This is a genomic window from Verminephrobacter aporrectodeae subsp. tuberculatae (assembly GCF_026127385.1).
GTDB lineage: Bacteria > Pseudomonadota > Gammaproteobacteria > Burkholderiales > Burkholderiaceae_C > Acidovorax > Acidovorax aporrectodeae.
Map to the genome: position 1 here is coordinate 1 of NZ_QZCX01000001.1, position 17982 is coordinate 17982.

13 protein-coding genes and 2 pseudogenes are annotated in these 17982 nt (G+C 68.2%); 4 read left to right on the plus strand and 11 right to left on the minus strand.

Annotated elements, in window-relative coordinates; genetic code table 11:
- Positions 1–5047 (plus strand): beta strand repeat-containing protein (locus tag D5041_RS00005; RefSeq protein WP_265283534.1); only part of this gene is annotated, 5047 nt, incomplete at its 5' end.
- A 48-nt stretch (positions 5048–5095) separates the two neighbouring features.
- Here the strand turns inward: D5041_RS00005 and D5041_RS00010 are convergent.
- The 10 genes and pseudogenes from D5041_RS00010 to D5041_RS22050 form a co-directional block, all read right to left on the minus strand.
- Entirely contained in the window at positions 5096–6517 is a 1422-nt protein-coding gene (locus D5041_RS00010; protein ID WP_265283367.1) for an NAD(P)/FAD-dependent oxidoreductase, read from the minus strand.
- A gap of 1 nt (position 6518) precedes the next feature.
- Positions 6519–7400, minus strand: a complete 882-nt coding sequence (locus D5041_RS00015) for a PfkB family carbohydrate kinase (RefSeq protein WP_265283535.1) — start codon at positions 7398–7400, stop codon at positions 6519–6521.
- A 34-nt stretch (positions 7401–7434) separates the two neighbouring features.
- The gene (locus D5041_RS00020) at positions 7435–8328 is read right to left on the minus strand and encodes a carbohydrate ABC transporter permease (protein ID WP_265257656.1); all 894 of its coding nucleotides are present in this window, start codon (positions 8326–8328) and stop codon (positions 7435–7437) included.
- Positions 8295–9203 carry a carbohydrate ABC transporter permease gene (locus D5041_RS00025; protein WP_265257657.1) on the minus strand — a complete coding sequence of 303 codons (909 nt, stop codon included), beginning with the start codon at positions 9201–9203 and terminating at the stop codon, positions 8295–8297. The genes D5041_RS00020 and D5041_RS00025 overlap by 34 nt, the downstream gene beginning before the upstream one ends.
- On the minus strand, positions 9187–10497 hold the full coding sequence (locus D5041_RS00030) for an ABC transporter substrate-binding protein (RefSeq protein ID WP_265257658.1): 1311 nt from the start codon (positions 10495–10497) through the stop codon (positions 9187–9189). Before D5041_RS00030 ends, D5041_RS00025 begins: the two co-directional genes overlap by 17 nt.
- Before the next feature lie 44 nt (positions 10498–10541).
- A complete protein-coding gene (locus tag D5041_RS00035) occupies positions 10542–11555 on the minus strand; it encodes an SIS domain-containing protein (protein ID WP_265283536.1) in 1014 nt (337 codons plus the stop codon).
- A 152-nt stretch (positions 11556–11707) separates the two neighbouring features.
- A complete protein-coding gene (locus D5041_RS00040) occupies positions 11708–12730 on the minus strand; it encodes a LacI family DNA-binding transcriptional regulator (RefSeq protein WP_265283363.1) in 1023 nt (340 codons plus the stop codon).
- Between the two features lie 40 nt (positions 12731–12770).
- Positions 12771–12947 (minus strand): hypothetical protein, encoded by a 177-nt coding sequence (locus D5041_RS00045; RefSeq protein WP_010105972.1) that lies wholly within the window; start codon positions 12945–12947, stop codon positions 12771–12773.
- An 8-nt stretch (positions 12948–12955) separates the two neighbouring features.
- Positions 12956–13891 (minus strand): UDP-3-O-acyl-N-acetylglucosamine deacetylase, encoded by a 936-nt coding sequence (lpxC, locus tag D5041_RS00050; RefSeq protein ID WP_010105971.1) that lies wholly within the window; start codon positions 13889–13891, stop codon positions 12956–12958.
- Positions 13892–13966: 75 nt separating this feature from the next.
- Positions 13967–14063, minus strand: a pseudogene (locus tag D5041_RS22050) (respiratory nitrate reductase subunit gamma); the annotation flags it as partial.
- Positions 14064–14133: 70 nt separating this feature from the next.
- Here D5041_RS22050 and D5041_RS00055 point away from each other — a divergent pair.
- On the plus strand, positions 14134–14544 hold the full coding sequence (locus D5041_RS00055; protein ID WP_265283537.1) for a hypothetical protein: 411 nt from the start codon (positions 14134–14136) through the stop codon (positions 14542–14544).
- 37 nt (positions 14545–14581) lie between these two features.
- Here the strand turns inward: D5041_RS00055 and D5041_RS21985 are convergent.
- Positions 14582–14905 (minus strand): annotated as a pseudogene (locus D5041_RS21985) (LuxR C-terminal-related transcriptional regulator); the annotation flags it as partial.
- A gap of 1 nt (position 14906) precedes the next feature.
- Between D5041_RS21985 and D5041_RS00065 the strand changes: the two are divergent.
- Together D5041_RS00065 and D5041_RS00070 are read left to right on the plus strand one after the other, a co-directional pair.
- Positions 14907–15761, plus strand: a complete 855-nt coding sequence (locus tag D5041_RS00065) for a ChaN family lipoprotein (protein WP_265283538.1) — start codon at positions 14907–14909, stop codon at positions 15759–15761.
- A gap of 411 nt (positions 15762–16172) precedes the next feature.
- Positions 16173–17978 (plus strand): ShlB/FhaC/HecB family hemolysin secretion/activation protein, encoded by a 1806-nt coding sequence (locus D5041_RS00070; protein WP_265283539.1) that lies wholly within the window; start codon positions 16173–16175, stop codon positions 17976–17978.
- Positions 17979–17982: the final 4 nt, after the last annotated feature.

Sequence of the window (17982 nt, forward strand, 5' to 3'; positions counted from 1 at the left end):
TAGCGACACGGGCAACCTGGACGCGGACCCGACCCACACACCCGCCAACGGGGCCTTTACGGTGCTTGTCAATGGCGTCGCGAACGCCGTCACCAGCGTCACCGTCGATTCCCAGGCCAAGACCGTCACGCTCACGCTGAGCACGGCGGTCACCAGCGGCCAGTCGGTCACCGTCGCCTACGCCGACCCAACGACCGGCAACGACGCCAACGCCATACAGGACGCCGCCGGCAACGACGCGGCCAGCTTTGCGGCCACGGCGGTGACCAACAACACACCAGCGCCAGCAGACACCACGGCCCCGGCGCTGATCATCACCGGTGACTCGCGCCCCAAGGTCAACGGCAACCAGCTGGTACTTAGCTTTAGCGACACGGGCAACCTGGACGCGGACCCGACCCACAAGCCGGTGAGCGGAGCCTTTACGGTGATGGTCAATGGCGTCGCGAACGCCGTCACCAGCGTCACCGTCGATTCCCAGGCCAAGACCGTCACGCTCACGCTGACCACGGCGGTCACCAGCGGCCAGTCGGTCACCGTCGCCTACGCCGACCCCACGACCGGCAACGACGCCAACGCCATACAGGACGCTGCCGGCAACGACGCGACCAGCTTTGCTGCTACCGCGGTGACGAACAACACGCCAGCGCCAGCAGACACCACGGCCCCGGCGCTGATCATCACCGGCGACTCGCGTCCCAAGGTCACTGGCGACCAACTGGTGCTTAGCTTTAGCGACACAGGCAACCTGGACGCGGACCTGGCCCACAAGCCGGCCAACGGGGCCTTTACGGTGCTGGTCAATGGCGTCGCGAACGCCGTCACCAACGTCACCGTCGATTCCCAAGCCAAGACCGTCACGCTCACACTGACCACAGCGGTCACCAGCGACCAGACGGTCACCGTCGCCTACGCCGACCCAACGACCGGCAACGACGCCAACGCCATACAGGACGCCGCAGGCAACGACGCGACCAGCTTTGCTGCTACCGCGGTGACCAACAACACACCAGCGCCAGCAGACACCACGGCCCCGCAGCTGATCATCACCGGCGACACGCGTCCCAAGGTCACTGGCGACCAGCTGGTACTTAGCTTTAGCGACACGGGCAACCTGGACGCGGACCTGGCCCACAAGCCGGCGAGCGGAGCCTTTACGGTGATGGTCAATGGCGTCGCGAACGCCGTCACCAACGTCACCGTCGAGCCCCAAGCCAAGACCGTCACGCTCACGCTGACCACGGTGGTCACCAGCGACCAGTCGGTCACCGTCGCCTACGCCGACCCAACGACCGGCAACGACGCCAACGCCATACAGGACGCCGCCGGCAACGACGCGGCCAGCTTTGCGGCCACTGCGGTGACCAACAACACACCAGCGCCAGCAGACACCGCTGCCCCGGCGCTGATCATCACCGGTGACTCGCGTCCCAAGGTCACTGGCAACCAACTGGTACTCAGCTTTAGCGACACGGGCAACCTGGACGCGGACCCGACCCACACACCCGCCAACGGGGCCTTTACGGTGCTTGTCAACGGCGTCGCGAACGCCGTCACCAACGTCACCGTCGATTCCCAGGCCAAGACCGTCACGCTCACGCTGACCACAGCGGTCACCAGCGACCAGACGGTCACCGTCGCCTACGCCGACCCAACGACCGGCAACGACGCCAACGCCATACAGGACGCCGCAGGCAACGACGCGCCCAGCTTTGCTGCTACCGCGGTGACGAACAACACACCAGCGCCAGCAGACACCGCTGCCCCGCAACTGATCATCACCGGCGACTCGCGTCCCAAGGTCACTGGCGACCAGCTGGTGCTCAGCTTTAGCGACACGGGCAACCTGGACGCGGACGCGAGCCACAAGCCGGCGAGCGGAGCCTTTACGGTGATGGTCAATGGCGTCGCGAACGCCGTCACCAGCGTCACCGTCGATTCCCAGGCCAAGACCGTCACGCTCACGCTGACCACGGCGGTCACCAGCGACCAGACGGTCACCGTCGCCTACGCCGACCCAACGACCGGCAACGACGCCAACGCCATACAGGACGCCGCCGGCAACGACGCAGCCAGCTTTGCTGCCACCGCGGTGACCAACAACACGCCTGCGCCAGCAGACAACACGGCCCCGGAGTTCAGCAGCGCTGCGGTCAACGGCAGCCAACTGGTACTCACGTACACGGAAGCCAACACCCTGGACCCGGCAGTCCTGGCGGGCAACGCAGGCTTTACGGTCAACACCGCCGCTGGCACGGCGGCCATCACCGTGAACAGCGCCGTGGTCAGCGCAACGGCCAAGACCGTCACGCTGACACTGAGCCGCGCCGTGACCAGCGCGGAGACGGTGACCGTGAGCTACACCAAGCCCTCATCCGGCGCCGTGGTGCAGGACGCTGCCGGCAACGACGCAGTGGACTTCAACAGCCGGGCGGTCACCAACACCACGCCCCGGGTGCCCAACGAGGAGCTCACCGTCGATATCACGATCGCCGACAGCGCGCTCACCGCGGGCGAGACCACCACCTTCACCTTCACCTTCAGCGAGCCCGTCAACGGCTTTGACGCCAGCGACATCGTGTGCACGAGCGGCACGCTGAGCACGCCCGCGACCAACGCCGCGCGCACGGTCTGGACGGCCACCTTCACGCCCACGGCCAACATCAACGTCCCGTCGAATGTCATCAACATAGACCTCGCCAGGGTGACCGACAACGCTGGCAACCCCGGCAAGGGTGAAACCACGAGCGCCAACTACTCCGTGGACACCCGAGATACCGTGGCCCCGCTGCTCCGCAGCGCCACGGTCAACGGCGACCAACTGGTGCTCACGTACACGGAAGCCAACACCCTGAACGGGGCCGCGCTCACAGGCAATGCCGGCTTTACGGTCAGCACCACCACGGGCACGGCCATCCCCGTCAACAGCGCCAGCGTGAACGCAACGGCCAAGACCGTCACGCTGACACTGAGTCGCGCCGCGGCCAACGGCGAGGCGCTGACCGTCAGCTACGCCAAGCCCGCGACCGGCGGGGTCCAGGACGCTGCCGGCAACCAGGCGGTGGACTTCAGCAACCAGACTATTACCAACACCACCCCGGACACCACGCCCCCGGTGATCAGCAGCGCCGCGGTCAACGGCGACAAACTGGTGCTCACGTACACGGAAGCCAACACCCTGAACGGGGCCACGCTCGCGGGCAACGCCGGCTTTACGGTCAGCACCACCGCGGGCACCGCCATCACCGTCAACAGCGCCAGCGTGAACACAACGGCCAAGACCGTCACGCTGACACTGAGCCGCGCCGCGGCCAACGGGGAGACGCTGACCGTCAGCTACGCCAAACCCGCGACCGGCGGGATCCAGGACGCTGCCGGCAACCAGGCGGTGGACTTCAGCAACCAGACTATTACCAACACCACCCCGGACACCACGCCCCCGGTGATCAGCAGCGCCACGGTCAACGGCAACCAGCTGGTGCTCACGTACACGGAAGCCAACACCCTGAACGGGGCCACGCTCGCGGGCAACGCCGGCTTTACGGTCAGCACCACCGCGGGCACCGCCATTGCCGTCACCAGCGCCGTTGTGCATGCGACGACCAAGACCGTCACGCTCACGCTGAGCCGCGCCGTGACCCACGCTGAAACAGTGACCGTCGGCTACGCCAAGCCCGCGACCGGCGGGGTCCAGGACGCTGCCGGGAACAACGCAGCAAACTTTGGCAGCCAGGCTGTGACCAACAACACGCCTGCGCCAGACACCACGCCCCCGGTTATCAACGCCGCCACGGTCAACGGCAACCAGCTGGTGCTCAGCTACACAGAAGCCAATAGCCTGGACGGGGCCGCGCTCGCGGGCAATGCCGGCTTTACGGTCAGCAGCACCGCGGGCCCGGCCATTACCGTCACCAGCGCCGTTGTGCATGCGACGGCCAAGACCGTCACGCTCACGCTGAGCCGCGCCGTGACCCATGGTGAGACGCTGACCGTCAGCTACGCCAAGCCCACATCCGGCGCCGTGGTGCAGGACGCGGCCGGCAACGACGCAGCAAACCTCAGCGACCAGGCTGTGACCAACAGCACGCCGGCGTCAGACACCACGCCCCCGGTGATCAGCACCGCCACGGTCAACGGCGACCAACTGGTGCTCAGCTACACCGAAGCCAATACCCTGAACGATGCCACCCTCACGGGCAACGCCGGCTTTACGGTCAGCAGTTCCGCTGGCACCGCCATTACCGTGCGCAGCGCGGTCGTGGATGCGACGGCCAATACCATCACGCTCACGCTGAGCCGCGCCGTGGTCCATGGGGAGATGCTGAGCATCAGCTACGCCAAGCCTGCGTCCGGCGACGACGCGATACAGGACGCAGCAGGCAACGATGCGGAGAACTTCAGCAACCAGGCCGTGAACAACCGCACACCAGCACCCAGCCACAGAGCGCCCGGTACGGAAGACCCCCAGGAAAGTCAGGACATCGTCGGCCCCGCGGGTTCTGACCCTGGCGACGGCAACGGGGACGGCATCCCGGACAGCGCGCAGCCCGCAGTCAGCTCATTCAGCGCCCGGACCAACAGCAATTCCAGCACCTCGGTGACCCTGGTGGCCGACAGCCAGGAGGGCAAGGTCCACCCCAGCAGCCACGCCCGCATCACCGGCCTGGAGCAGAAGGAGGCCCTCGCCCAGACGCCCCGGGCGCTGGAGACGCCGATCGCGTTGACGAGTTTCAAGACCACGCTGAAGACCACCGGCAGCAGCCAGACCTTCAGCCTGTACGTGGACCCGGAGATCGGCGTGAACGGCTACTGGCTGCAGGACCATACGGACGGCACCTGGGTGAACCTGGCCAGCAGCCCTTACGGCGGCAAGATGGTGAACGAGGGCGGGCGGCTGCGGCTGGACTTCTCGATCACCGATGGCGGGCCGTTCGACGCCGACGGCCAAGCCGACGGCGTCATCACCGCGCCCGGCGCCGCAGCGCATATGCCGCTGTCCATCACCGGGCAGGCGCCGGATCTGCCGCCTGGCGGGCTCTGGTTCTGAAGCCGGCCTCCCCCGGGCCGATCTCTCTTGAGAAGGGGCTCCGGGGATTCAGCGATCCCCGCGACTCCCGGGCATGAGGCGCAGCGCGAGCCGGGTCCAGGCCGGCGCGCCTGCGTTGCGGATTTCGGCGTCGTTCTTGCAGCGGATGGCCTGCCGCACCAGCTGCGCGCCAACGTAGCGCCATGGTTCAGGCGGCAGGCGCGCGCGCCGCGCCAGGCCCACCAGACCGCTGCGACTCCAGGCGTCCTTGCGCCCGAGCACCAGACTCGCGAGGATGCGCCCGGCGACCGGCGTCTGGGCGATTCCCGAGCCGTTGAAGCCCATGCCGAAGACGATGTCCGGGTGGCCCGCGAGGTGGTCGAAGACCGGGACCTGCTCGGGCACGCAGTCGATGGGTCCGGCCCAGTCGTGGTCCACGCGCACGCCGGCGAGGCCCGGGTAGACGCGGTGCAGTTCGCGGACATTGTGCTGGCCACGCTCCGGATGGCGGTTGAAGCCTGCGCCGAAATCTCCCCGGAACGCGATGCCCCCGCTGCCGCGGCCAAACACCACGCGCCCCGAGCGGCTGCGCTGGTAGTAGAGCACCTGCTGCTGCGCGTCGCAGATCGCCAGGCCCGGCTCCCAGCCCATTTGGTCGAGCCGGTCGGCGATGGGCTCGGTCGCGATCAGCTGGCTGTCCACGACGTAGAGATGGCGCCGCAGCTGCGGCAGCGCCGCGAGCCAGGCGTTCGCGGCAAGCACCACCTTCTGCGCGCGCAGTTCGCCGCGCGCGGTGCGCAGCGTCGCCGGCGGCCCTGGAGAAATATCGCGCACGGGGCTGCTTTCATGGATTTCGACGCCCCGGGCGAGAGCCAGGTCGCGCAGGCCGCGAGCGAGCTTGGCGGGGTGGACGGTGCCGGCATGCTCCTCGACGACGCCGGCGTAGGAGACCGGGGATCCGCAGCGCCTGGCGATCTCCGCCGCGGTGAGCGTGCGAAAGCGCGCGGCGCCGGCGGCGTCGGTGATTTGCACGGCGCGCGTCCACGCGCCCTCCTGCGCACGCGCGCTCGCAGTCCACATCCAGCCGCCGAGCCGCAGGTCCATGGCGATGCTGCCGCTGCGCTGTAGTTCCACCAGCTCGTCGATGGCCTCGACCGTACCGGCGCAAAGGCGCAGCGCCTCGTCGAGGCCCACGACGGCGCTGAGGCGGTCGATCTCGGCGTACCAGGAATGCAGTTGCCCCCCGTTGCGTCCCGATGCGCCCGATCCGCAAAAGTCGGCTTCGAGGATCGTGATCCGCATTCCCGGGGCGGCTTCCCGGATGCGCAGCGCCGTCCAGAGCCCGGTATAGCCGCCGCCGACGATGGCGACGTCGGTGCACGCGCTGCCGACCAGCGGCGGCGTGACCGCTGCGGCGGCAATGTCCTGTAGCCAGAATGAGCGCTCGCCCGGGGCGGCGATGGCGGGTGTGCGCAAGCGGATCGGCGCCATGTCAGCCCCCCTGCCCTGCCTGTGCCTGGATGACGCCCGCGTACTTTGCCGGGAACCAGTCCGGTAGCGGACGCAGCGCCTGTGGAAAGCCGCCCAGATGGGTGCAGGTGCGGGCCGCGGCGTGGGCCGCCTGCGCGAGCGCCAGGTCGGCGTCGCGGTCCCCGTCCCCGAAGTGCCAGGCCGTGAGGAAGGCGGCGATAAAGCTGTCGCCGGCGCCGCAGGTGTCCACGACCTCGACGGGGACGGCGGCAACGTGCCGCAAGCGCGTGCCGTCGTGGAAGTACGCGCCCGCCCGACCGCAGGTGAGCACGACCTGCCGGGCCCCCGCCGCACGCAGGGCGGCAAGCAGCGGCTCCACGGGCTCCTTGGCGGAGCCAAAGACCAGCGGGACGCCGTCCAGCGGCAGGGCCAGGGGGGCGGTTGACAGGTCGATGCTGAACGGCACGGCGTCGGCAACGAGCCGGCGCACGAGCTCCGGGTTGGCGTTCGTTCCCAGATGCACCCAGTCGGCTGCCGCGGCCTGGGCGTAGCGCTGCGGCGATGGCATGTAGTGCGCGCCGACGCCGAAGGCCTCGAGCAGAAAGCGCCGCTCGCCCGCGTCGTCGCACAGCAGCGTGACCGCCGTGTCGCCGCAGCGCCGCTCGACGTGCTCCGGGTCCAGGCCGGCCGCTGCGATTTCGGTGAGCAGCAGATCGCCTTCGGGATCACGTCCCACGGCGCCGAAGTAGCCAGCGTCCCAGCCCGCCCGCCGCCAGTACACGGCGACGTTGAGCGCGTTGCCGCCGACCGTGAGCACGTTTTTGTTGACGAAGGCGTCGAGGCAGTTATCGCCTATTGCCACCAGCTTGGCGCGCGCGCGCACGGGGTCGGTTGTCCGGGTCATGCTGTTCCTTGCTGCCACGATGATGGTGCGCGCCTTACTTGCCGATGCCTTCGGCGAGTCCGCGGATGAAATAGCGCTGCGCGGCGAAGAAGACGCCGACCATGGGCAGCGCCGAGAGACTCATCGCCGCGAAGACCACGGCGTAGTTCGTGCCGTGCCGGGCCATGATCGACGTCAGGCCGACGGGCAATGTCTGCATGTCCGCGCCGCTGGTGAAAATCATCGCGAACAAATACTCGTTCCACGCGAACAGCACGTGCAGGATCACGCAGGAGATGATGATCGGCCGGCACAGCGGAAGAATGATGCGCCAGAAGATTTGCCCCTCGGTGGCGCCGTCCATGCTTGCCGCCTCGTCGAGGTCGCGCGGCAGGTCGAGCATCCAGGCGCGGATGAGGAAGGTGGCAAACGGCACCCGGAAGGCGGTGTAGAGGACGATCAGCGCCCAGTAGGTGTTGTACAGCCCCAGGGCTTGCAGCATCTTCACGAGCGGGATCAGCGCCACCGTCGGGCTGAGCATCAGGCCGCCGAGCACGAGGCCCGTGGCCAGCGGCTTGAGCGGCATGCGCGAGCGCGTCAGGCCATACGCGGTCCAGGCGCTGATGAGCACCGTGCACAACCCGGACGTTGCCGTGACGAGGATGCTGACCGTGAGATAGTCGCGCACACCCTGGTTCCATGCCTGTACGTAGTTGCCCCAGTTCCAGTGGGTCGGCAGCGCAAAGGGCTGGCCAAAGATGAGTGCGTTGTCCTTGAAGCCGTTGAGCACCATCCACACCAGCGGGTACAGCACGACGATTCCCAGGCACACGAGCAGGGCGGGCAGCAGGGTCTTGCCGATGAGGATGCTCCCGGCATGGACGCCGCCGCTCGCGCAGGAACCCCCGGGCGTGTTCACGGCCGCACCCTGCGCCGCTTCGTGTACCACAGCTGCGCCATGCCGCTGCCCAGGGTGATGGCGAAGATCACCGCCGCGATCGCCGCGCCGTAGCCGAAGTCGTTCTGCATGAAGCCCTGCTGGTAGAGCCAGGTGCCGAGCACCTGGCTCGAATTGTTCGGCCCGCCGGCGGTCATGACCATGACTTCGTTGAACACCTGGAAGGCGCCGGTCACGGTCACGATGAGCATCAGGCCGGTCATCTCGCGTGTCATCGGGAAGGTGATGCTCCAGAGCCTGCGCAGCGGCCCGGCCCCGTCCATGGTGCTGGCGTCGTAGATCTCGCGCGGGATCTTCTGCATGGCCAGGCCGAACAGCAGGCTGCAATAGCCAAAGCCCTGCCATTGGCTCATCGCGATGACGGCGTAGAGCGCCGTCTGCTCGCTGCCCAGCCAGGGCCGTATGAGGGCGCCGAGCCCGAGCATGCTCAGCGCGCCGTCGAGCAGACCGGTCTTGGGCTCGTAGATGAAGTAAAAGAGCAGGCCGGCGACGGTGACCGAAATCGCCGAGGGAATGAAATACACCGCGCGCCAGAAGCGCCGCCAGCGCTCGTTCTCCAGCCCCTCGACGATGGCTGCGAGCACGAACGCGGCGAACACCTGGAACAGCACCGAGATGGCGGCGTAGAGCACGTTGTTGCGCAGCGCCGTCCAGGCCACCGGGTCATCGAGCAGCCGGCGGTAATTCTCCGCGCCGACGTACGCGACCTCGCCGCTGTAGATGTCTTGCCGGGTCATGCTGACGATGAAATTGTCGGCAATCGGGTAGTAGACGAACCCGCCCACGAGGATGAGCGCGAGCGCGACCCAGCGCAGGGACGGCCAGCCGCGCAGCAGCGGGCGCCCGGTGTCACGGGTGCTTGGCATCCGCTGCCGAGGCCTTCTTCACCGCGCCCATCACCGCGTGCGCGTCCATGCTGCCGCCGAGCAGCGCTTGCAGGCTGGACAGCCATGCGGCGGCGACCCGCGGCGAGTTCGCGGTGTCGAGCCAGGGCATCAGATAACTCGCCGCGGCGATCTCCTGGAGGCCGGCGACCACGGCGGGGGTCATGTCGCTGGCCGAAGCGCCGCCGATGGTCGCGCTGGGCTGGCCGTAGGGCGGGGCCGAGAGCCGCCTGGCATGGTCCGGCGCGGTCAGGAACTTCATGAAGTCGATGGCCAGCGGGATCTTCTTCGAGCTGGCGTTGAGCATGTAGCCCTCGGGTGCGCCTTCGATCGCGTTCACGTCGCCCTGGGCGCCGGCGGGCGGCGGCAGGCGGAAGAAGCCGAAATCGGCAGGCCGCAGCCGGGTGCCGGCGACGGCGCTCTGATCGAACTCGATGATCTCCTGGTAGTACATCGCCGCGTCGGCGTTGCTGAATTTTTGCAGCGCCGCCGCGTAGGAGCTGCCATTCACCGCGACGCCGTCGGTGCAGTGGTCGGCAAGCTGCTTGAACTGCTGGAGCGAGAGCACGTAGCCGGGGTCGTCGAACCGCGCCTTGGCGGGGTCGAAGTCGCGCTCCAGCGTGGCGCGGGGAACGTTGTACACGACCAGCTGGCCGACGAAGTGCAGCGCTGGCCAGCCCTCTTTGTTGCCCAGCGCGATCGGAGGGATTCCGGCCTTGCGCAAGTCAGCGCAGCTGGCGACGAGTTGCTCCAGACTGCCCGGCACGGCAACGCCGGCCTTTTTGAAGATCGACTTGTTGTAGCCCATGAACTTGGCGTCCAGGTAGAGCGGAATGCCGTAGAACCTGCCGTTGTATTCAAAGGCCCTGACGGCGGCAGGCGCCAGGGTCTTGCCCCAGGCGGTCTCCGGGCCGAGCAGTCTGGAGAGGTCTACCGCCCGGTGGCTGCGCACGAAGTTCCTGCCCCAGCTGCCGGGCCAGGAGAAGTAGATGTCCGGCAGGGCGTTGGCGGCGACGAGCGTCCGGGTCTTGCCCTTGATGCTTTCGTCGCTCTCCTGGATCAGCTCGATCTTCACGCCGGGATGCCGTTTCTCGTACTCCTTGGCGACGCCGACGAAGTAGGGCGCGAGCTGCTGCATGCCGAACTTGGTCAGGATCGACAGCGTGCCGCTGTATTCGACCTGGGCGTCGGGGTCGGCCACGACGGCCTCGCCGCATTCGCCCGGGCTGGCCGCCAGGCTGAGTGCGAACGCCACGATGGGTAATGCGCGGTGCATGCGTTGCTCCTTGGGTCCGTTCCTTGATCCGTTGCGCGGGCCGATCAGTATTCGACGCGCTTGTAGTAGCGGCGGGTCGTGAGCGGATGCTTGCGCAGCACGGCCAGATGGGCGCTGAGCCGCTCGAGCTGGGTCGCGAGCACGATCGGCGAGAGCAGCTCGCGCAGCTGCGGCGAGATGCCGGGCAGGGCCGCGGCGGCGGAATCGAGCACGTGGACGCGCTCGGTGTAGCGGCGCACGAAGTTCTCGACGCGCTCGCACAGCGGCCGCAGGCGGTCCTCGCCTTTGAAGACGAAGACGCTGACCCCGGGCTCGATCAGTTCCAGCGTTCCGTGGAAGAAGTCGGCGGCGTGGACCGGGCGGGTGCGGATCCACTGCATCTCTTCGAGGATGCACATGCCGTAGTAATGCGCCTGCGGCCATACCGAGCCAGCCCCGGTGAAGATGTGGTAGCGCTCGTCCCGGATCTCGGCCGCCAGGTGCGCAGCGTCGGGCTCGAAGGCTTGCTTGGCCTCGACCAGCGCCTGTGGCAACTGCCCGAGTTCCCGCAGCACGGCGTCAAAGCCGTCGAACTCGCCGCGCTCGGCGAGCAGCGCCAGAACGATGATCAGCGTTTGCAGATAGAAGGATTCGCACGAGGTGTCGTCCTCGGCGAAGTTGCTGAAGTTGTACTCCGCGCCGCGCCCCAGCGGGGTGTCCTGGTGGCCGGTGAGCGAGAAGCTGCGCACCCCGCGCGCCTTGAGAACGGCGAGCAGTTCCACGCTCTCGCGGGTGGTACCGGACAGCGAGGGCAGCACCACCAGCGCCCTGGAATCCAGGCCGGCCGGTGGATCGAGCACCACCTGCGCCGGGAACTGCGCGCTCACCGGGAAGGTCGAGAGGCGCTGGGCGATTTCGATGGCCGGCAAGGTCAGCAGCTGCACGCCGCCCGTTCCCATGAAGAACAGCCGCTCGACGCCGTCCGCAAGCAGCCTGCGCATCAGCGGGCGCGCCTGCTCGGCGATGCACAGGGCATGGCTTTGGATCCGCAGGAAGCGGTCGCGGTCGAAGTGCAGCATTCTCGGACTCCTTGCGTTTTGGTGTGATTTCGGTGTGAGATCGATCTCACACACAAGCTAACACACGAACGGCGTGCCCGACAAGTCGGCAAGTCCCGGGAACTGGAAGCTGCGTGACACGGCCCGCGGGCTCAGCCTCCGCGCAGCGCAGCTCAGCGCGCGGGAGGGCAGGAAACGGAGCCGCGAACGATGAGTTGGGTGGGAAAGCGTATGTGCTGCGGGTCCGCCATGTCCCCTGCGAGACGCTCGATGAGCAGGCGCGCCGCGAGCGCTCCGATCTCGGCCGTCGGCTGCGCGACTACCGTGATCTGCGGGTCGGTGAAGGTGGCCAGGCTGAAGTCGTCAAAGCCGATCAGCGACACGTCGTGGGGGACTTGCAGCCCCATGGCGCGCAGCCCGAGCAGCGCGCCCTGGGTCATCAGGCTGTCCACGGTGAACAGGGCCGTCGGTTTGTTGCGGCGGCGGAACAAGCGGGTGGTGGCGGCGATGGCGTGCTCCACGACCGAGCGCGACCTGGCGATCAGTTGCTTCTCCGGGACGATGCCGTGCCCGGTGAGCGCGCGCAGATAGCCGGCGAGGCGCTCCTGGGCAGTGAAGATCTGCGAATCGTCGCGCAGAAAGCCGATGCGCCGGTGGCCGTTGGCGACCAGGTAATCGACGGCCGCGCGCGCGCCGCCCACGTTGTCGACGACGATGCTGTCGCAGCGCGCGCCCTTGGCCACCCGGTCGATGAGCACGCAGGGAACGCCATCGCGCGCCAGTTTCGCGATGTGCTGGCTGCTCGCCGCCGACGCCGGGGTGAGTACGAAACCGCACAGGCCGAGCGCGCGCAGGCTCTCCAGCAACTCCCGCTCCTGCGCCGCGTTGTCCCCGCTGCTGGCGATCAGCAGGTTGTGCCCGTGCTTGCGCAGTTCGACTTCGAGGTCGTGCGCGATGCCGGCGAAGAAGGGGTTCTGGATGTCGCCCGGAATGAAACCGGCGATCGGCAATTGCCCGCTGCGCAGCGCCTGCGCGACCCGGTTCGCGCGGTAGCCAAGCCGGTCCGCAGCTTCCTGCACGCGCGTCGCCGTCTCGTCGCCGACGTAGCCATGGTGGCTCAGCGCCCGCGCAGCCGTCGCACGCGAGACACTCGCGGCCACGGCCACGTCCTCGAGGGTGATGGTTCTTCGCTTCACGCAGAACGCGAACGCACGCGGCTAGTCGCAGGGCAGGCCACTAGGCAAGGCGCCCGATGAGGACCACCGCGAAGAAGAAGACGATCGCGGTCACCGTCCATTTCAGGATCACCAGCCCCATCCGCTTGTAGCGGGGCTGGCCCGTTCCCGCGTAGAACGCAAAGGACACGGCGGCCGCGAGCAGCAGCAGCATGGTCAGCCAGCGAAAAATCAGCATCGCGGGGATTACCAGGCGCGGGCGGGGCGCGCGAAGCCGCCCGGGGCCTGGCGCTCGTCGTCGAAGGTGACGAGTTCCCAGGCGTCGCGCCGGACGAGCAAGGTGCGCAGCAGCAGGTTGTTCATCGCATGGCCGGAGCGGAACGCGCTGTACGCGGCGAGCAGGGGCCGGCCGATGAGGTACAGGTCGCCCATGGCGTCGAGGATCTTGTGCTTGACGAATTCGTCGTCGTAGCGCAACCCCCCGCTGTTGAGCACCTTGTAGTCGTCCATCACGACGGCGTTGTCCAGCCCCCCGCCGAGCGCCAGGCCGTTGGCGCGCAGCATCTCCACGTCGCGCGTGAAGCCGAAGGTGCGCGCGCGCGCAATGTCGCGGCTGTAGTTGCCCTGCCCCAGGTCGAATTCCACGCGCTGGCCCGTGCAATCGACGGCCGGGTGGTCGAAGTCGATCTCGAAGCTCAGCTTGTAGCCGTGGTAGGGGGTCAGGCGCGCCCATTTCGTCGTGGCGTCCGGGCTGCTGCCCGCGTCCTCGCGCACCTCCACGGGGCGTGTCACGCGGATAAAGCGCCGGGGGGCGTTTTGCAGTTCGATTCCCGCGCTCTGGAGCAGGAACACGAAGGACGCCGAGGACCCGTCGAGGATGGGCACTTCATCGGCGGTGATGTCCACGTAGAGGTTGTCGATGCCCAGGCCCGCGCAGGCCGACATCAGATGCTCCACCGTATGCACCTTGGCGCTGCCCGCGGCAATGGTGGACGCGAGCCGGGTGTCCACCACGGCCTCGGCCCGCGCCGGAATGTCCACGGGCTGGGGCAGGTCCACGCGCCGGAACACGATTCCCGTGTCCGGCTGCGCAGGCCGCAGCGTCAGTTCGACGCGCTGGCCGCTGTGCAGGCCAACGCCCACGGCGCGGGTCAATGTTTTGAGGCTGCGTTGCTGGAGCATGCGGCATTCTATGGGTGTTCCTGCCGCGCCCACTGTCCACCACCGGACAGCGGCGCGGCGCGCGGCCCCTGCGGATCAGCGCGCCAGGCGGCGTGCGCGCAGCAGCGGGTAGGGGGCGCAGCAGATAGGCGAGCGTGCCGAAGCCGCTCCAGACATGCACCAGGCGCATATACACACTCCCCGGCGCGCTCGCACTCCCGACCGCGTGCCGATTCGGCGGCTCGTCACAAGGAATGGCGCACATGAAGGAATTCATCGACACACGGCACTGGCCATTGGTCAGCCTGCACATGCCGCACCGGGTGGCCGACGAACAGGCAAACGAAATGATCGCGCAGTTCGAATCCCTGTACGCACGCGCGCAACCCTTCGTGTTGCTGATGGATGGCGTTGAATTCCCACGCCAGTCGGGGCGCTTCATGGCGACCTGCGCGCAGTGGAGCCGGGATCGCTTCACCGAGCAACAGCGTTACTGTCTGGGCGCCATCCGTATCGAGGCGGACGAAACGCTGCGGCGTGCGTTCACGCGCAGGGCCCAGGGGTGGAACGCGTCCGCTCGCGCGCCCTATCCCTATCGGGTTGTCGCCACGCGCTGGGAGGCCGAGACGCAAGCACGCGACTGGCTGGCCGGGCGCAGCCCTGCCGCTGTGTGAATGACGCTGACGGCCAGGGGAAAGCACGCATGATTTGCGCAGCCGTGCATTCGCGCTGGCGATCCACCTTGCGCAGGATGTGCTGCACGTGGATCTTCACCGTGGTCTCGGCGATATCGAGGGTGCGCGCAATGGCCTTGTTGCTTGCGCCGCGCGCAATCTCGCGCAGCACCTCTTGCTCGCGCGGCGACAGCGGGGGCAGGCTGGCGCCCGGTTGCGCATCGGGTGCGCCCTGCGCCCGGAACGCTGCCACCAGCGGGCCCATCCGCTCGGGGCTGAGCACCGGATCGCCCCGGGCCGCGCGACGTATCGACTGCGCGAGCAGGTCGCGGTCCATGGTCTTGAGCAGATAGCATCGCGCGATGCACCCCCCGTTGCCTTGCCTCCCCATCCCTTGGCGGCCCGCATGCCGGGCGCTGCTTGCCGCGCTGCTCGCCGGCTGCGCCGGCATTGCGCCGCCAGCCCCTTGGCCCGAGCGCCTGCAGGCCCTGCTCCCGGCCGACGTGCTGCTGCTCGGCGAGCAGCATGACGCGGCCGAGCACCAGCGCCTGCAACGCGCAGCCGTGCAATGGCTCGCGGCGCGTGGGCAGCTGGCCGCGGTGGTCATCGAAATGGCCGAGCGCGGGCACAGCACCCGGGGCCTGCCGGGCCATGCCAGCGCGGCCCAGGTCCGGGCCGCACTGCAATGGAACGATGCCGCCTGGCCCTGGAGCGTGCATGGCCCGGTGGTGATGGCCGCCGTCGCCGCCGGCGTGCCGGTGCGCGGCGGCAACCTGCCGCGCAGCCAGATGCGCGCCGCGATGGACGACGCCGCCTGGGACCAGCACCTTCCCGCCCCGGCGCTACAGCGCCAGTACGAGGCGCTGCGCCAGGGCCATTGCGGGCTGCTGCCCGAGGCGCAGCTGGCCCCCATGGCCCGCGTACAGATCGCGCGCGACGCCAGCCTGGCCCGGACCGCGCAAGAGGCCCTGCGCCCTGGCCAGACCGTTGTGCTGCTGGCCGGCAGCGGCCACGCGCTGCGCAGCCTGGGCGTGCCCACCCACTGGCCTGCCAGCCTGCGGTCCCGGGTGGTGATCGCGCACACGGCGCCCGCGCCCGACGCCCTCCACGGCGAGGCCGACACGGTCATCGAAACACCGGCCCTGGCGCCGCACGATGCCTGCGCCGGGCTGCGGCGCGAACGCCCCGCGCCTGCTGCGACAAGCACGCCGCGATGACTGCTGCGTGTCGTCAGGACCGTTGTCGTCTCTTATTTCATACAGCCCTGCGCTGAAGGCCCAGGGGGCTTGCCGGCCCATTCCGCTTCGATCGCCCGTGCGATGACCGCGATGGCGTTTGGCGGTGCATGACGGGCCCACCCGCCCCGTGCACCAGCCACGGCGCGTAGCGCCAGGACCCAGGCAGAACCTGGGAGCGGCTGCCGGACGGCGGCCGATGCGGCCTGCCTGCTGCGCCATCCGCTCCTGTTTGGCGGGCCCTGCACGAACACGGCGTGAACCCTTTTAAGCCTTCCGGAGCGCGCCACTTCCCGCCTCACTTCGGTTGATGGGCTTGCGCGCCCGCTGGCCGATAAATTACAATAGTTTCGTTTTGGCAATAAATAATACATACATCTGGAGGGATTTTCTTTGAACTACAACGAACGAGTAGCCCGTGCCAGGGAGGGCACCGCGTCCTTCGGCCCTTGGCTGCTGCGCGCCATGGCAGCCTGTTGCGTTCCCTGCTGCTGGCCGCTGGCAGCGCTGGCCCAGGCGCCAGCGGGTGTTACAGCGCCGACGCTCAGCCCCGCGCAAATCATCGAGCAAGGTCTGCGCCGTCAGGAGGAACGCAGCCGCGATCAGCAAAAGGCGCTGGAGCCCATGGCCGACGAACTGGTGCCCGAAAAGAGCCCGGACGCCCAGGCCGAGTTGGCGCAGGAGACCCCCTGCATGCCGGTGACCACGCTGTCGCTGGTCGGCAAGGACGCGGCCCGCTTCCCTTGGCTGCTGGATGCGGCCCTGCCGCAGCTGCCTGGCTGCATTGGCGTGAAGGGCTTGAGCGCCATCGCGGGGGCGCTCGATGACAGGCTGCGCAAGCTGGGCCTCGTCACGACCCGCGTCGATTTGCCCCCGCAGAACCTGCAGACAGGCCAGTTGCTGATTCACATCGATGCCGGTCGTGCCGCGGACATTCGCATGGTGCGCGCCGACGATGCCCGGAAAACGTCCACCGCACCCGACGAACACTGGGGCACGTGGCGCAACGCCTTTCCCCTGTCTGCCGGTGACGTCGTGAACCTGCGGGATCTGGAGCAGGGCGTCGAGAACATGCAGCGCTTGCCCAGTCAGCGCGTCACCACGCGGCTTGAGCCCGGCGAAGTTCCTGGCAGCAGCATCGTGTACATCGAGCGCCAAGATGGTGGCGACCGGCTGCGCGGGGGTGTGACGCTGGACAATTCCGGCGGTGCCGAACTGGGCCGCACGCAGCTCTCGGCGAACGTCTCCTTCGACAACCCTGCGGGCCTGAACGACGTATTCACGGCCAGTCTGAATACCAACGCCGAGCAGTTCGCCGGCACGCACCACAGCCAGAGCGCGAGCGTCAACTACACCGTCCCCTGGGGCTACCAGCTGCTCACCTTCAGTGCCGGCAACAGCCGCTTCGCGCAGCACGTGCAGGGAACGACCGCACAATTTCTCTCCAGCGGGCGCAGCAAGACCGCTGAAGCCCGGCTCCAGCGCACGGTCTGGCGCTCGGCGAGTACCAAGCTCGGGCTCTACGCCAGCGTGTCCACGCGCCGGGCCGTGAGCTACCTCGACGACGTGGAAATCATCGTCCAGCGCCGCCGCACCAGCAATCTCGAAACCGGCCTCAGCTACAAGCAGCTGTTCGCCAAGTCCAGCGTCGAGTTCGACCTGGGCTACAAGCGCGGCATGCCCTGGCACCGTGCCCAGGAAGACTTCAGCACGGCAGCAGATGGCGGGCTGACGCTGCGTCCCAAGATCTGGATGCTCAACGGCGCGTACACGAGCGACTTCCGGCTGGCCGGGCGCCCCCTTCAGTACAGCGCAAACCTGCGCGCCCAGCAGACGAGGAACACCACGCTGTCGGTAGACCAGATCGCCATCGGGGGGCGCTCCAGCGTGCGCGGCTTCGACGGCGACGCCGTGCTGCTGGCCGAGAACGGCCTCGTGCTGCGCAACGAGTTCAGCGTGCCCGTGAAGCTGCGCGATGACCTGGACACCAGCGCGTTCCTGGCCATCGACTACGGCCGCGTCTGGGGCCCGAGCGACGCCCTGCTCGCAGGCAAGAAATTGGCGGGCCTGGCGCTGGGCCTGCGCGGCCGTTGGCGCGCCACCCAATTCAGCGCCACGCTGGCAAGCCCCCTGTATCGGCCCGATGGCTTCGCCAGCCGGCGCCACAACCTCTATCTCTCGCTCACCCAGAGTTTCTGAAGCC

Excerpts from the sequence above, each read along its gene's own strand:
- D5041_RS00045 (WP_010105972.1), bottom strand. The coding sequence starts at position 12,947 with ATGCTGATTTTTCGCTGGCTGACCATGCTGCTGCTGCTCGCGGCCGCC.
- D5041_RS00015 (WP_265283535.1), bottom strand. The coding sequence starts at position 7,400 with ATGACCCGGACAACCGACCCCGTGCGCGCGCGCGCCAAGCTGGTGGCA.
- D5041_RS00065 (WP_265283538.1), top strand. The coding sequence starts at position 14,907 with ATGCACCCCCCGTTGCCTTGCCTCCCCATCCCTTGGCGGCCCGCATGC.
- lpxC (WP_010105971.1), bottom strand. The coding sequence starts at position 13,891 with ATGCTCCAGCAACGCAGCCTCAAAACATTGACCCGCGCCGTGGGCGTT.
- D5041_RS00010 (WP_265283367.1), bottom strand. The coding sequence starts at position 6,517 with ATGGCGCCGATCCGCTTGCGCACACCCGCCATCGCCGCCCCGGGCGAG.
- D5041_RS00035 (WP_265283536.1), bottom strand. The coding sequence starts at position 11,555 with ATGCTGCACTTCGACCGCGACCGCTTCCTGCGGATCCAAAGCCATGCC.
- D5041_RS00025 (WP_265257657.1), bottom strand. The coding sequence starts at position 9,203 with ATGCCAAGCACCCGTGACACCGGGCGCCCGCTGCTGCGCGGCTGGCCG.
- D5041_RS00030 (WP_265257658.1), bottom strand. The coding sequence starts at position 10,497 with ATGCACCGCGCATTACCCATCGTGGCGTTCGCACTCAGCCTGGCGGCC.
- D5041_RS00055 (WP_265283537.1), top strand. The coding sequence starts at position 14,134 with ATGAAGGAATTCATCGACACACGGCACTGGCCATTGGTCAGCCTGCAC.